Consider the following 15,742-nt stretch of genomic DNA (forward strand, 5'->3'; position numbering starts at 1 on the left):
CATGACAAGAAGCCGCCCCGACTTCACAAGCCGGATCAAAGAGATGTTCGACCACATAGCCCCGAAGTACGATGTTTTGAACAAAGTCAACTCCTTCGGACTCGATCGGCTGTGGCGCAAAGAGCTAGTCCGACGTGTGGCGGCTGAGCGACCAAAGCTCGTACTGGACCTCGCCGCCGGCACCGGAGACGTATCCATAGCCCTTGCCAAAAAACTGCCCCATGCGACAGTGGTGGCGGCCGACCTCTCGCAGCGGATGCTCTTTCACGCACTCTACAAAGCGATGAATGCCGACCTCACGGGGCAGGTCAAGATAGCCGAGGTCGATGCCTCCGATCTACCCTATGAGGAGGACCACTTTGATGCTGTCACTTGCGCCTTTGGGGTCCGAAACTTTGAGGACATTCCCCTATCCCTGAGCGAGATGTACCGAGTGCTGCGTCCGGGTGGCATCTGTGCCATCCTGGAGCTCTGCACGCCCGATACAAAGTTACTCTACGACCTCTATCAAATCCACGCAAAAAGGTTAATCCCCACAGCAGCTCGGCTTTTCGGATCCGACGACACCGCCTACGATTACCTCTGCGACAGCATCGAGCACGCACCCAGCAGAGACGTAATGGAGTATCTGATGAAAGAGGCCGGATTTGGCGACACCTCCTACCACGAGTTTTTCCCCGGTGTCTGCATCCTCTACATAGGCTACAAGCCCCAATTCCGAGACACTTTGGCCGAAAATAGGCGTCGATTTGGCAAGATTCGGGCCCTTGATCACACCAAATGATCTACGGACTGGTAGGCAAGTACCTACAGCACTCTCGATCCAAGGAGATCTTTGAGGATCGGATATGGGGCTCCTCCTCGGAGCATACCTTTGAGTACATGCAGACGGACGACCTCCTGGAGGCTGCCCGAGCCCTTCGCTCGGACAACCGCCGGGGCGGGCTCATGGTCACGACCCCCTACAAAGAGCAGGTACTCCCGCTGCTGGACTACCTCACACCCGATGCCGAGCGACTGGGTGCTGTGAATTGCATCCGACGCCAGAGCGATGGACACCTCCTAGGGACCAACACCGACTGGCTGGGATTTTGGCAGTCGCTCCCATCGCACACCATCGCCCACGCACTCGTATTGGGGACAGGCGGAGCGGCCAAGTCCGTCGCCTACGCCCTACGCCACCACGGGATCCTCACCCAAGTAGTCTCCCGAGGCACGAGAGGCGACCTCACCTATACCGACCTCCGAAAGACAGGGCTCGGCGCATACGACCTGATCGTCAACGCCACCCCGCTCGGCACCGCCCGCCATGCGCAAGAGAAGCCCCCACTGCCCTACGAGACACTGCAGGTCGACACCCACCTCTACGACCTCAACTACAACCCCGGTACCACCCCCTTCCTCCTAGAGGGATTGGAGCGTGGCACCTCGGCTCAAAACGGCATGCAGATGCTCATCCATCAAGCACGAGTGGCCTGGGACTTTTTTCGTACCAACGAAGAACAACTATTCCAACACCCATGAACCCATCTCCGCGCCCATCTGCGGCCGCATTCGCAGACACCAAACCCCACTACGAGCTACTCAACGGGCTTCGTGGAGTCGCCGCCCTGATGGTGGTCTGGTACCACATCTTTGAGGGCTACGCCACCTCACCGGTGACCCAACGCTTCAACCACGGCTACCTTGCCGTAGACTTTTTCTTCATCCTCTCCGGCTTCGTGATGGGCTATGCCTATGACGAGCGACTGAGAAAAAGGACACTCTCTCTGGGCAACTTTTTCAAAAGACGCCTGATCCGCCTTCACCCTCTGGTCATCCTCGGAGCACTCCTAGGTGTTGTTTCCTTCTTGGTACAGGGTGGTGTGCAGTGGGATGGCACCAAGGTAGCCATCTCCATGGTACTACTCTCTCTCCTCATGCACCTCCTCATGATCCCCGCCGCACCGGGTGCCGGCGTCGAGATACGAGGCTTCGGCGAGATGTTTCCGCTCAATGGTCCCTCGTGGTCGCTCTTTTTTGAGTACATCGGAAACATCCTCTACGGGCTATTCCTCCACCGTCTGCCCACCAAGTGGCTGGGCGCACTAGCCGGAGCCTCAGGAGCTGGGTTGCTCTGGTTTGCTCTCGGCGACTACTCCGGTGCCGGCAACCTCGGCAGTGGCTGGTCTTTGGCAGGCACCGGCTTTATTGGCGGCATGCTTCGACTGCTATTTGCCTATACGGCCGGTCTCCTCCTAGCACGCTTACCGCGCTCCAAACGTCCCATCAAGGGCGCCTTTTGGTACGCATCACTTGCCATCATTGCGCTACTCTCCATCCCCCATATCGGTGGCGGGCAAATGCCCTGGCTCAATGGCCTTTACGATGCCCTCTGCATCATCCTGGTCTTTCCGCTACTAGTCTACATCGGAGCTTCGGCACAGCCGACAACCTCTCGCAGTGAGCGAGCTTGCCGCCTTCTCGGCGACCTCTCCTACCCGCTCTACATCACCCACTACCCGATCATGTACTACTTCTACTCCTGGCTATGGAGAGACGGCTACACCTTTAGCCAAACATGGCCCGTGGCACTCAGCGTCTATGCACTCGCTCTCCTCGTCGGCTACCTAGCACTCAAGCTGTACGACATCCCCATTCGTCGCCGGCTCACTCGCAAAGTACAAAAAGCGCAAAGTGACAACACCAAAACAAAGCTCTAGAGCTTTTGGGGATAAAATTCCGCAATATTATGGAAGGGTGAGCAGATTTTGGTATATTTGTGGCACTTTTGAGACAATAAAATACAGATAACGCAATCATTCAACAAATAATCAACACAAAAAACTATGGTAAAGATAGGTATCAACGGCTTTGGCCGTATCGGACGCTTTGTCTTCCGCGCCGCAATGGAGCGCAACGACATTGAGGTAGTAGGTATCAACGACCTGCTCGATGTAGACTACCTGGCCTACATGCTCAAGTATGACACCATGCACGGTCGCTTCAATGGCACAGTAGACTTTGACAGCAACAGAAACGTACTGATCGTAAACGGCAAGGAAGTACGCTGCACCCAAGAGATGGACCCCGCCAACCTCAAGTGGGACGAAATTGGTGCCACCATCGCTTTTGAGTGCACCGGCCTCTTCCTGACCAAGGAAAAAGCCCAAGCACACCTCAAGGCAGGTGCCAAGTTTGTGATCATGTCCGGTCCATCCAAGGATGACACCCCAATGTTTGTTTACGGCGTAAACCACGACAAGTACCAAAAGGGCACACAGATCATCTCCAACGCAAGCTGCACCACCAACTGCCTTGCACCTATCGCCAAGGTCCTCAATGACAACTTTGGTATCAAGGACGGTCTGATGACCACCGTACACTCTACCACAGCCACCCAAAAGACCGTAGACGGTCCGTCCAAGAAAGACTGGCGTGGTGGTCGTGCCGCAAGTGGCAACATCATCCCCTCCTCTACCGGTGCCGCCAAGGCCGTGGGCAAAGTACTCCCCGAGCTCAATGGCAAGCTGACCGGTATGTCCATGCGCGTACCTACCCTTGACGTATCTGTCGTAGACCTCACCGTCAACCTCGAAAAGCCCGCAAGCTACGAGGAGATCTGCAAGGCTATGAAAAAAGCCGCCGAAGGTGAGATGAAGGGTGTACTCGCCTACACCGAGGACGCAGTCGTATCTAGCGACTTCTTGGGTGACAAGCACACCTCAATCTTTGACGCCAAGGCAGGTATCGCCCTGACCGACACATTCGTGAAGGTGGTATCTTGGTACGACAACGAGATCGGCTTCTCCAACAAGATGCTCGACATGGCCGCACACATCGCCAAAGTCAACGCCTAAGACAAACCACGGCCACGGTCAATCGACCAAAAGCCACAGACACATTTACCACAGAGCGGGTGTACCGAGACATCTCGGTACACCCGCTCTTTTTTTCGGTCAGATGCCCCTCAAAAAAGGGCCGGAAAAGGGGGCCGGAAAGGCGATTTTTGGGGGTCAAAAAGACCCTCCTGGGAGCACTGATAGTCAGCTACTTGTAGATAGCCTTGAGTTTCACGGATAGAAGCAATCTTTTTCACGGATAGAAGCGAAAGTTTTCACGGATAGAAGAAATCGCTTAGACAGATAGAAAAGGGGAAAAAACTTGCTAGCCTCCCAACAAAACCACACCGCCGCCCCACCTGGTGTGCCCATGAGACCTCACCCAAGAAAGTGGGGCGTATATCCTATCATTTTTTTTGCTATCTTTATTGAAAAGATAGCGCCTGAATAGAGAGTGAGCGTTGCACCAGGGCGATTTTTGCCTCGTGCGACCCACACCGAGCGAGAGGAGAGACGCACCGGAAGCCACGCATCACCGAAACAAAATCTTGACCCATGGACAACGACCGAAACGCACTGTTGCACAAGACCCTCAAGCACTTCTTTGGGTTCGACACCTTCAAGGACCACCAGCTGGAGATCATCAGCAGTGTCCTGGATGGGCACGACACGTTTGTGCTGATGCCCACGGGTGGGGGCAAGAGCCTCTGCTATCAGCTCCCCGCACTCATCTCCGAAGGCACAGCGGTGATCATCTCACCCTTGATTGCGCTCATGAAAAACCAAGTGGACGCTATCCGCGCCTGCTCGGCAGACGACCGAGTGGCGCACTTCATGAACTCCTCCCTCAGTCGCGCTCAGCTCGACCAAGTGCACGACGACCTCCGCTGTGGAGCCACCAAGATGCTCTTCGTCGCACCGGAGAGCCTGACCAAGTCCGAAAACATCGACCTTCTCAAAGAGATCCAAGTCTCCTTTTATGCCGTGGACGAGGCACACTGCATCAGCGAGTGGGGGCACGACTTTCGGCCGGAGTACCGACGCATACGCGATGTCGTGGACAGCATCATGCCCCGCCCCATCATCGCCCTGACCGCCACCGCAACCCCTCTGGTACAGGAGGATATCCAGAGAAGCCTCGGCATGGAGCACGCACGGGTATTCAAGAGTTCATTCAACCGCCCCAATCTTTACTACGAAATTCGGGAAAAAGATAAGGGGATTGACGCAGATATTATTAAGTTTGTCAAGTCAAATCCAAATAAGACCGGAATCGTCTACTGCATGAGTCGACAGACAGTGGAGACCTTTGCCGAAGTGCTGCGTGCCAATCACATCAAAGCCCTACCCTACCACGCCGGTATCGATGCCAAGGTACGTGTGCAGACGCAGGACGCCTTTCTCAACGAAGAGATCGACGTCATCGTTGCGACCATAGCCTTTGGGATGGGTATCGACAAGCCGGATGTCCGCTACGTGATCCACTACGACATCCCCAAGAGCTTGGAGAGCTACTACCAAGAGACCGGGCGAGCCGGACGAGATGGAGGCGAAGGGAAGTGCATCGCCTACTTTAGCATGGGGGACGTCAAGCATATGGACAAGCTCCTCCAGAGCAAAAAGAAGAGCAACAGCGAGACAGAGGTGGGACGCCGACTCCTCCGAGAGATCCGAGACTACGCCGAGAGTCCTATCTGTCGTCGAAAGATCCTCATGCACTACTTTGGTGAGACCTATGGGCAGGACAACTGCCATAACTGCGATAACTGTAACGCAAAGCATAAACACGTGGAAGCAAAAGAGACGCTACAAAAAGTACTCAAAGCCCTGAGCGAACTCAAGGGAGAATTCAAGGCCGACTACGTCATCGACTTCGTCAGAGGAGTGGAGACAGCAGACATCGAAAACTACAAACACGACCAACTGGAGGGGTTTGGGATATGCGACGGAGTGGACGAAGAGCTACTCGAGACCGTCCTACAACAAGCAGAGATAGAGGGATACATCTGCAAAAACCCAGAGAAATACGGAGCACTCGAGCTCACCAAGAGCGGGAAAACTTTTATCAAAAAGCCCAAATCCTTCAAGGTAGCCACTCCGGACGAAGATGAGGAGGACCAAGAGCCCCGTGCGACACTCAGCGACAGCGGAGCCGCAGACCCGGTAATGTACTCCATCCTCAAAGACATGAGGCGAAAGATCGCACGCGAAAAAGACCTGCCACCCTACGTCATCTTTCAGGATGCCAGCCTGCAAGACATGGCAAGCTACTACCCCATCACCATGGAGGAGCTCCAAAACATCAGCGGAGTAGGCCTGTCCAAAGCCAAGAAGTACGGAGCACCCTTCCTGAAGGTAATCATGGAGTACGTCGAGGAAAACGACATCCAGAGACCGGAGGACATACGCATACGCACCGTCCCCAATAAGTCCAAGCTCAAAGTCTCCATCGTACAGCTGATCGACCGAAAAGTATCCCTGGAGGACATCGCCAATATGCACAACCTCGACTTCCCCGAGCTACTCGATGAGATAGAGTCCATAGTCTATAGCGGCACCAAGATCAACCTCGACTACTTCATACACGATGTGATGGACGAAGACAAAATAGAGGACATCTACGAGTACTTCAAGGAATCTGTGACCGATGACCTGGACACAGCCATGAGCGAACTGGGCGACTGCGAAGAAGAGGAGATACGCCTGGTCCGACTCAAATTCATCTCCGAGATGGCCAACTGATCGGCCCCCCCCCCCTGTCCCTCCCAATGCCATGAACAGAAAGCTGGCCCTCATACTCCTGCTCGCAGCGGCACTCATCGGTTGCAAGAGCAAAAAGAAAGGCGACGAACTCAATGCCCTCATCGAGTGGCACACCGTCACCATAGACGACTCCTACGACCCGGAGGGAGTGGTCGCCGATGACTGTGGCAAGATGTACGAGACCAAGCTACGACTACTCCGACCAACAATCCGGAGCAACCGCCAGCCCGAGCTACAGACATGGATGGACTCCGTCATGACCACACGCTACCACTGGCTCTTCCCAAGCCACAACGCACCACTCGACACCCTCGCTCGCCAATTGGCACAGCACAGGAAGCAAGAGTACCTCGAGAGCATAGCCGGAGCCCAAAACAAAGCGCTACTCTACTCACTTGCCAGCCAACTATCCGTCACCGACAGCGTAGTCTACAACAAGGACGGACTACTCTCCCTACTACTCTACTACGAAAACTACAGCGGAGGAGCCCACGCCATATACGGATACTACACCAAGAGCTACGACCTCGACCTACAGCAGACCATCACCCCCGCCAGCCTACTCGACCTCAGCCACCAGGACAAAATCCTAGACCTTGTCCGAGCCAAAATACCTGAGCTAGACAGCACCGACTCCGAGGTCGAGCACTGGGCAAGCTATGCCGAGCTGGTCGACACCGACCGACTCTTCGTCCCCGAAAACCTCTACCTCACCGACCAAGGTGTGACCCTAGTCTACAACCCCTATGAGGTAGGACCCTACGCCATGGGCGAGCTCATCATCACCCTGCCCTACGACCAACTAAAACCCTATCTCCTACCGCCCTATGACCGACTTGCCCCTGATCAGCCGGTACTTCCCTGACCTCAGCACGACACAGCAAGACCAACTCGCACAACTACCGGCACTCTACCGCGACTGGAACTCCAAAATCAACGTCATCTCCCGAAAAGACATAGACGAGATCGAGGAGCACCACCTACTCCACTCGCTGGCCATAGCACGCTTTGTGAGCTTCGTCCCCGGCACACGCATCTACGACATCGGCACAGGAGGAGGGTTCCCGGGTATTCCGCTGGCCATTCGTTTTCCCGAGGTACACTTTACCCTCGTGGACAGCATTGGCAAAAAGGTACGCGTCGCCCAAGCCATCGCCGACGCCATACAGCTCCACAACGTCACCACCCTGCAGGAGCGAGGCGAAAAGCTCCAGTCGACCTGCCACTACGTCGTCAGCCGAGCCGCCATGCCCGCCGACGCACTCGTGAAGATAGCCCGACGCATCGTAGCCTCCGACGAGCAGCTCAACGCCCTCCCCAATGGCGTAATCATGCTCAAGGGCGGAGACCTCACACAGGAACTGAGCCCCTTTCGGCAGATCTGCTCCACCGAGGAGATCATACACTACTTCCCGGACAACCCCTACTTCGACAGCAAAAAAGTGATCCATATCCCCCTATGATACAGCACCACACCTTCACGGTCAATCCCATCCAAGAAAACAGCCACCTCCTCTGGGACGAGACAAAGCAAGCCTGCATAGTGGACCCTGGATTCAGCACACCCGGGGAGCAGCAGGAGCTCGACCGCTTCATCGCCGACCATGGGCTGACCCTCACACGCTGCATACACACCCACCTACACTTTGACCACCTCTGGGGCGCACCCCACATCATAGCCCGATACGGCATCACCCCCGAAGCCCCAAGCACCGACATCCAAGACCTCCCGCACCTCATGCAAGGTCTGATCCAAAAAGGCTCCCCCCTGTCCGAGCAAATCCTCAGCATACCCTTCTGCCCACTACCGACAAGCGACACCCTGCAGATCGGCGACACCACCCTCAAGATCCTGCATGTCCCGGGCCACACACGAGGCCATGTCGCCTTTTACTCACCGGCCGACCACCTCATCGCCACAGGCGACGTACTCTTTGCCGGCGGAGAGATGGGACGCACCGACCTCTGGGGAGGCGATTACCGCCAGCTGATCACCTCCATCCACACACAGCTCTTCACCCTACCCGGCGACACACACGTCCTCACCGGCCACGGAGCACCCACCACCATCGAGTACGAGCGCACACACTTCATGTACAGCTAGGACACCACCCGAGAGCCTCCTTTGGCACAAAACAGACACCATCACACAAAAAGCAAAAAAAGCGCCCCATGGACAACCACCACTACTGCATCATACTAGCCGGAGGGATCGGCAGCCGCTTTTGGCCCTACAGCCGCAAAAGGAAACCCAAGCAATTTCTCGACTTCTTTGGCACCGGAGAGAGCCTACTGCAGCAGACCTATCGTAGATATGCACCCGTCTTTCCCGACGGACACCTCTATGTCGTCACCAACATCCAGTACGCCGACATTGTCCGAGACCAACTCCCCGACCTACCCCCACAGGCACTCCTGCTCGAGCCAATGCAACGCAACACCACAGCGGCCATAGCCTACGCCGCCAAGCACATCTCCGCCATCGACCCCGACGCAGTACTCGCCATCGCACCATCCGACCACCTAGTCACCAAAGAGCAAGTCTTTGCCCAGCGCATCCGGCAAGCCCTCACACTGGCCACGACCAAAGAGACCATCGTCACCCTAGGCATCAAGCCCACCTACCCCGACACCGGATACGGATACATCCAAGCCACCGACCCACACGACAGCGAAGCCGACCCCAGAGAGGGACACTTCTACCCCGTCAAGACCTTCACCGAAAAGCCCAACAAGCACATGGCCAAAGTCCTGGTCGACAGTGGCGAATTTTTCTGGAACTCCGGTATCTTCATCGGGCAGTGCCACCACCTACTGCACGAGATCGAGACCAATATCCCCGAGCTTTCGGAGCGGTTGTTCAAGGACGACACCGTATGGAACACCCCCCGCGAAGCCACCTACATCGCCGAGCAATACCCCTACTGTCCCAGCATATCATTCGACTACGCCGTGATGGAAAAGAGCCAAAACGCCGTCATGCTCCTCTGCGACATAGGCTGGGCCGACGTCGGATCCTGGAACACCATCTACACCCTCACCCCACACGACGCACACCAAAACGCAACCGTCGGCGACACCCCCACCATATACAACGACAGCAACAGCAACCTCGTCGTACTCGACAACCCCGACACCCTCGTCGTCCTCCAAGGCATCAGCGACCTCATCGTCGTCCAAAAAGACGGCGTACTCGTCATTTGCCGAAAAGGAGAGGAGCAAAAACTCAAGCAAGTCATACCCGAAGCACTCAACATCGACGAAAAATTCATCGACTAAAAAGCAGCCCCACCAGCCCATGGCACAGCACGCCTTCCAAAAGTCGGACAACGCCTTTGCCACACCCACCGACACCACCGGCCAAGGAGTACGACTGGATCAGCTGAAAGAGGACGAGCGACCTCGCGAAAAAATACTGCAAGACCCACTCGCCATCAAAACCCTATCCGATGCCGAACTCATCGCCATACTCACACGGACAGGAACACCCCGCCAAAACGTACTAGAGCTCAGCAAAACCCTACTCGCCACCTACCAAAACAACCTCCTCGCACTCTACAAAGACCTCCTCAGCGGATCCTGCCAGCACATAGCCGGACTGGGAGATGTCAAAAAAATAACCATCCTCGCCGGCATGGAGCTCGGACTGCGCATCCAGACACAGATCGACAACCAAGAAGGACGCCCCACCCCCATCGACTCCTCCCAAGCCGTATACCACGCCATACGACACCACTTCATCGGACTCACCGAGGAGCAAATGTGGGTCCTAGTCATCAGTGGCGGATACACCCTCACAGCCGCCCAAAACGTCACACGAGGAGGCATCTCCGAGGTCACGGCCGACATACGCACCATCCTGAGACACGTTATTCGACTAGGAGGACCGGCCTTCATGGTGGTGCACAACCACCCGGGAGGGACACTCGCCCCGAGCAGACAAGACGACAGCTTCACCCAAAAACTCCTCGAGGCCGCACGGCTCCTCAACCTCTCACTCCTAGACCACCTCATCATCACTGACCACGGCTACTACAGCTACCACGACCACGGCAACATCCTCTAGCCCCAAGTAGCGACCACCCCGCCCAAGATTCGGAAAAAACAAGAAAAACACCTCTCAGCCCTATCGGGCCGGGAGGTGTTTTTTTCTTCGGAGAAAAAGGCACCAAGATTGGAGAAAAAAGCACGCAGGTCGGAGAAAAAGATACGCAGGTCGGAGAAAAAGATAAAATCACTGTGTGATCTGAATAAATCACTAAGTGATTTGAAGAAATCACACAGTGGTTTGAAGAAATCACACAGTGATTTCGACTTTTCCCCAAGGGAAAAATAGTTTGTATGCACATCGGTCGGACTTTTGGACGGCGAGCGATGAGAATAGCCACACTCCAAGCTTTTAGTTAACTTTGCCCCATTATTATTCAAACTAGCTCATGAGCAACCAAGACTGGTCGACACGACTACTCACCTCAATCAGCAATATGCCCTTGCCGGACACCCTGGTGGTCGCCAATGGCACCCTTCAGTCGGACGCCCCGGACTACATACGTCAAGCCAAGCACATCCTCATATGTGACGGCGCCCTGGGGCAGTATGTCACCGTTGCAGGCTCTCGGACACCCGACCTCGTGATCGGCGACGGCGACTCAGTAGACCCGGACCTCCTGCAGGAGCTGGGAGTCGCATTCACACACGTATCGGACGAAGAGATCAACGACCTCACCAAAGCCGTACACGAAGCCCTGCACCGAGGCTGGCGCGACCTTCACATCATCGGTGGCACCGGTCGGAGAGAGGACCACACACTGGGCAATATCTTTTTGCTCCCCGACTACCTGGAGGAGGGAGCAAGAGTCGCCATGCACACGGAGTATGGGGTGTTTGTACCCTTTAGAGGCACCATGGTGGTAGAGGGGATGAGGGGTCACGAGGTGAGCTTTTTCGACATCGACCGAATGCCAATGAGTGCGAGCGGAGTGGCCTATCCTTTTGTCCAAAGGAGCTTCCCGGCACTCTGGCAGGCCACCCTCAACCACATCACCGAGCACACCATGACCGTCTCCTCCGACGGGCGAGCCCTCCTCTACCTGAGCAAGAGCAAACGCAAGGAGTATGAGTAAACGGCCAAAAACCTACGTGGTATGGGAGGGCCGAGAGCCCGGGATCTACGAGACATGGGAGGAGTGCAAGGCACAGACCCATGGCGTGAAAGCCCGCTTCAAGTCCTACGAAGACCTAGACCCCAAGGAGGCCCGTCGGCTCCTCGAGGCCGGTCCACCACCCACCGCACCAAGGCACAAGACTAAGACCAAGACCAAAACCAAGGGAGACTGGCACGGGATCGTAGACCCGGACGCCTGGGCCGTGGACGCCGCCACCTCCGGCAACCCCGGGCCGACAGAGTACAAGTGCGTCGTCGTGGAGACAGGCGACGTGATCTTTGCGAGCAAAGTCTATCCGCTCGGAACCAACAACCTGGGGGAGTTTTTGGCCATCGTGCACGCTATGGCCCACATGCAAAAGGTAGGCTACTACCCACCCCTCTACTCCGACAGCAAGATCGCCATCGGCTGGATCCAAAAAAAAGCCTACAAGACAACCCTCCCCAGGACAGCTGAGACCGAAGAGCTCTTTCGGACACTGGACCGTGCGGTAGACTGGATCCGCACCCACGACCTATCCCCCTACACCCTACGACTCTGGGACACCCCCCGATTTGGCGAAAACCCCGCCGACTACGGACGAAAATAAACAGACCATCGGATACCCTCTCCGACGCCCCTAACCCCCTATTTCCAAAACATTATTTTATTTCCACTAAAAACGTGACAGCAAAACGGCTTTTCAAAGACTTTGGCCTCATGTGGGCCATGCTGGTGGGAGCACTCCTGACGCCCTACCTATACCGCTTTACATTCATCCTCCCCTACTCCCTCTTTGTGATGCTTGCACTGAGCTACACACGGTTCAAACCCTCGGACCTACGGATCGAACCCCTCCACTACGCCCTCTTTGCGGCCCAGTGGATCGTGGGGCTGCTGATCTACTTTGTGCTCGCACCGCTCAACCCGATTCTCGCCCAAGGGCTGGCACTCATCGCCCTCACCCCCACTGCCACCTCAGCGGCAGTCATCACCATGATGCTGGGCGGTAGCATTGCTTTTGTGACCTCCTTCCTCATCCCCTGCAACATCCTCATAGCCCTCACGGCCCCACTCCTCATCAGCGCAGTCTATCCGGATATGGGAGGCACCTACATGGACAATGTCCTCGCCATACTGGGGCAAGTCTCCGCACTCCTCATCCTACCCCTGGCACTGATCTGGGGCCTGCGCTACCTCGCACCGCGAGTGCATGATGGGCTCTCCAAGTACGTGGGGCTCACCTTCTACGTCTGGATGGTCAATGTCGCCATCATATCCGCCAACACCATCCACACCTTCATGACCAGCGACATCCTCACCATACGCGACGCCTTTGTCTACACCGTGTCAGCGGCAGGCCTGGCGGTCATCCTCTACTACATCGGCCAAAAGCTGGGAGCCTACTACGGAGGACAGAGAGTCAACGGACGACAATCACTCGGCCAAAAAAACACCATCCTAGCCATCTGGATAGCTCAGACCTTCATGAACCCCGTCGTCTTCATCGTCCCGGCCTTTTATGTCATTTGGCAAAACGTCCTCAACTCCATCGAGCTGGCCATCGTCAACAAAGAGCGCCGCGAAGTACAAGAGGAGGTGGCCAAGCAAATCGAAGAAGAGGAGGACGAGTACCTCGAGGTGTAAGCACTCACCGCGAGGCAAACACCCCTACGACAGCCCAACCTTTCGCCCCCTCAATCGTAAGTAGCCTCCCCTAAATCAGCGGGTTAGCAAAAATTGAGTATATTTGTCCGAAAGGGATACCATCAAAAACCAAAATAACCATACACCCATGAATTATATCCAAACAACCATCCTAACACTGACCGGTATGGCACTACTCGCCACAGCAGGGTGCAACAAAAAAGCGGCCATCTCAATCGAAGGCAACCCCTTCGGGGAGGTCAGCACACTCGCATTTGGTGCACCCGACTTCGCCAAAATCACGGACGAAGACTATCTACCCGCCATCAAATATGGCATAGCCCAACAAGAAGAAGAGATCCAGGCCATCATCGACAACCCAGAGGCCCCCACTTTTGAAAACGTCATCCTCGCCTACGAGAGCAGTGGCAAGCTGCTGGACCGTGTGACCAATACGTTTTTTGCCGTTTCGGGAGCGGACGGCACCGATGCGATCACCAAGATCGAGGCAGAGGTCATCCCGATGCTCACCTCCTGGAGCGACGAGATCACCTTCAACGAAAAGCTGTTTGAGAAAATAAAGACCGTCTACGACAACGAGTACAACACCCTCCAAGGAGAGGACCAAAAGTTGCTGAAAGAGATCTACGATGGATTTGTACGCAGTGGCGCCAACCTCGAAGAGGGACAAAAGGAAGAGCTGGAGAAAATCAATGCCCGGATCGCCGTACTCGAGCAGATCTTTGGAAAACGACTCCCCGAAGCGGTCAACAACTCACTCGTCTGGATCGACAACGAAGAGGAACTCGCCGGCGTATCACAGGATGCACTGGAGCAGCTCAAGCACAACGCCGAAGAGAATGGTGCCAAGGCCCCCTATGCGGTCATCCTCACCAACACCACCCAACAGCCCATCCTCGCATCACTCGAAAACCGCGCCCTGCGTGAGCGTATCTTCAACGCCTCTATACACAGGACGGACGAAAACTCCAAGTACAACACCTACCCCATCGTCGTCGAGCTAGCCAAGCTGAGAGCCAAGAAAGCAGAGATACTGGGCTTCGCAAACTATGCAGACTACAGCCTCTCCAACGCCATGGCGAAAAACTCGGCAACCGTGATGGACTTCCTCAACACCCTCATCAGCGACTTCCGACCCAAGCTGGAAGCCGAGATGAAGGAGATCGAGAAGTATGCCCAGAGGACCATGGGCAGTGACTTTAGCCTACAACCCTACGACATCCCCTACTACGCCGCCAAAATGAAGCAGGAGCACTTCAGCATCTCCGAGGACGATGTGAAGCCCTACTTCCAAGTGGACTCCGTGCTGAAAAACGGGGTCTTCTACGCTGCCAATCGGGTGTATGGGCTCACCTTTGAGGAGAGATTCGACCTCCCCACTTACCACCAAGACATGCGCGTCTTCACCGTCAAGGACAAGGACGGAAGCGAGATCGGGCTCTTTTACTTTGACCCCTACGCTCGCCCAACCAAGCGTGGCGGTGCCTGGATGAGCGCATTCCAAAAGCAGAGCTACTTCAACGAAACCAAGCCGATCATCTACAACGTCCTCAACATAGTCAAGGCACCGGAGGGCCAACCAACCTTCTGCACCTGGGACAACGTGACGACCCTCTTCCACGAGTTTGGGCATGCCCTACACGGCCTACTCAGCGACTGCAAGTACAAGACCCTCAGTGGCACCGCCGTATCTCGCGACTTCGTCGAGATGCCGTCACAGTTCAACGAATACTTTGCCACTGTCCCGGAGGTCTTTGACCACTTTGCCAAGCATTACGAGACAGGCGAGCCCATGCCCGCACAGCTCAAGGCAAATATGCTCAACTCCGTCCTCTACCTGCCCACCTACTCACTGGCCGAAAACCTTGCCGCATCCTACATGGACATGGCCTGGCACCTGACCGGCTCCGACCAAGTGGTGGCAGAGGCGGATGCGCCCGCATTTGAGGCACGTGCGCTCGAGGAGTCTGGGCTCAATCTTCCGCAGATCGCCCCACGCTACCGTACCTCGTACTTCAACCACGTCTGGGGCGGTGGCTATGCGGCCGGCTACTACAGCTATGTCTGGAGTGAGGTCCTCACAGCCAACGTGATGGACTACTTCACCACCCATGGGTCACTCAGTCCGGAGGTAGGGCAGGCATTCCGAGACAAGATCCTCAGCAAAGGCAACACCGTGGATCTGTCGCAAGCCTTTACGGACTTCACCGGCCTGGCCGCACCTGATGTGGCCGCACTACTGCCCGCACGCGGGATCAAGTAAGCCCATCCACTGACCAACGAAAAAGGCAAGGCCGAGAGCTCCCAACCCGATGGGAGACTCTCGGTCTTTCTTTTTGGTATCTT

General features: G+C 55.8%; 14 protein-coding genes. All 14 read left to right on the plus strand.

Translation table 11 applies throughout. The features are described 5' to 3' along the window. The first annotated feature begins 1 nt into the window (after position 1). On the plus strand, positions 2 to 784 hold the full coding sequence (locus AC1EK1_RS06690) for a ubiquinone/menaquinone biosynthesis methyltransferase (protein WP_480306314.1): 783 nt from the start codon (positions 2 to 4) through the stop codon (positions 782 to 784). Then, positions 781 to 1,524, plus strand: coding sequence for a shikimate dehydrogenase family protein (locus AC1EK1_RS06695; RefSeq protein ID WP_480306315.1), 744 nt, complete (start codon positions 781 to 783; stop codon positions 1,522 to 1,524). The genes AC1EK1_RS06690 and AC1EK1_RS06695 overlap by 4 nt, the downstream gene beginning before the upstream one ends. Then, positions 1,521 to 2,702, plus strand: coding sequence for an acyltransferase family protein (locus AC1EK1_RS06700; protein WP_480306316.1), 1,182 nt, complete (start codon positions 1,521 to 1,523; stop codon positions 2,700 to 2,702). The genes AC1EK1_RS06695 and AC1EK1_RS06700 overlap by 4 nt, the downstream gene beginning before the upstream one ends. Positions 2,703 to 2,828: 126 nt before the next feature. Further along, a complete protein-coding gene (gene gap, locus AC1EK1_RS06705; protein ID WP_480306318.1) occupies positions 2,829 to 3,839 on the plus strand; it encodes a type I glyceraldehyde-3-phosphate dehydrogenase in 1,011 nt (336 codons plus the stop codon). Positions 3,840 to 4,376: 537 nt separating this feature from the next. Continuing rightward, a complete protein-coding gene (gene recQ, locus AC1EK1_RS06710) occupies positions 4,377 to 6,563 on the plus strand; it encodes a DNA helicase RecQ (protein WP_480306319.1) in 2,187 nt (728 codons plus the stop codon). A gap of 31 nt (positions 6,564 to 6,594) precedes the next feature. Further along, entirely contained in the window at positions 6,595 to 7,449 is an 855-nt protein-coding gene (locus tag AC1EK1_RS06715; protein WP_480306320.1) for a DUF3298 and DUF4163 domain-containing protein, read from the plus strand. Continuing rightward, positions 7,412 to 8,047 carry a 16S rRNA (guanine(527)-N(7))-methyltransferase RsmG gene (gene rsmG, locus AC1EK1_RS06720; protein WP_480306321.1) on the plus strand — a complete coding sequence of 212 codons (636 nt, stop codon included), beginning with the start codon at positions 7,412 to 7,414 and terminating at the stop codon, positions 8,045 to 8,047. Before AC1EK1_RS06715 ends, rsmG begins: the two co-directional genes overlap by 38 nt. Further along, positions 8,044 to 8,688: an MBL fold metallo-hydrolase gene (locus AC1EK1_RS06725; protein ID WP_480306322.1), complete on the plus strand. Its 645-nt coding sequence runs from the start codon at positions 8,044 to 8,046 to the stop codon at positions 8,686 to 8,688. Before rsmG ends, AC1EK1_RS06725 begins: the two co-directional genes overlap by 4 nt. 68 nt (positions 8,689 to 8,756) lie before the next feature. Then, entirely contained in the window at positions 8,757 to 9,863 is a 1,107-nt protein-coding gene (locus tag AC1EK1_RS06730) for a mannose-1-phosphate guanylyltransferase (protein ID WP_480306324.1), read from the plus strand. 19 nt (positions 9,864 to 9,882) lie between these two features. Further along, positions 9,883 to 10,650: a JAB domain-containing protein gene (locus AC1EK1_RS06735; protein ID WP_480306325.1), complete on the plus strand. Its 768-nt coding sequence runs from the start codon at positions 9,883 to 9,885 to the stop codon at positions 10,648 to 10,650. 370 nt (positions 10,651 to 11,020) lie between these two features. Continuing rightward, positions 11,021 to 11,707 (plus strand): thiamine diphosphokinase, encoded by a 687-nt coding sequence (locus AC1EK1_RS06740; protein ID WP_480306327.1) that lies wholly within the window; start codon positions 11,021 to 11,023, stop codon positions 11,705 to 11,707. Further along, positions 11,700 to 12,338 (plus strand): ribonuclease H1 domain-containing protein, encoded by a 639-nt coding sequence (locus tag AC1EK1_RS06745; protein ID WP_480306329.1) that lies wholly within the window; start codon positions 11,700 to 11,702, stop codon positions 12,336 to 12,338. The genes AC1EK1_RS06740 and AC1EK1_RS06745 overlap by 8 nt, the downstream gene beginning before the upstream one ends. Before the next feature lie 74 nt (positions 12,339 to 12,412). After that, positions 12,413 to 13,375, plus strand: a complete 963-nt coding sequence (locus AC1EK1_RS06750; RefSeq protein ID WP_480306330.1) for a hypothetical protein — start codon at positions 12,413 to 12,415, stop codon at positions 13,373 to 13,375. Between the two features lie 148 nt (positions 13,376 to 13,523). After that, positions 13,524 to 15,659: a M3 family metallopeptidase gene (locus tag AC1EK1_RS06755; protein ID WP_480306332.1), complete on the plus strand. Its 2,136-nt coding sequence runs from the start codon at positions 13,524 to 13,526 to the stop codon at positions 15,657 to 15,659. Positions 15,660 to 15,742 lie beyond the last annotated feature (83 nt).

The sequence above is a fragment of the Porphyromonas sp. C0026D3 genome (assembly GCF_056590775.1).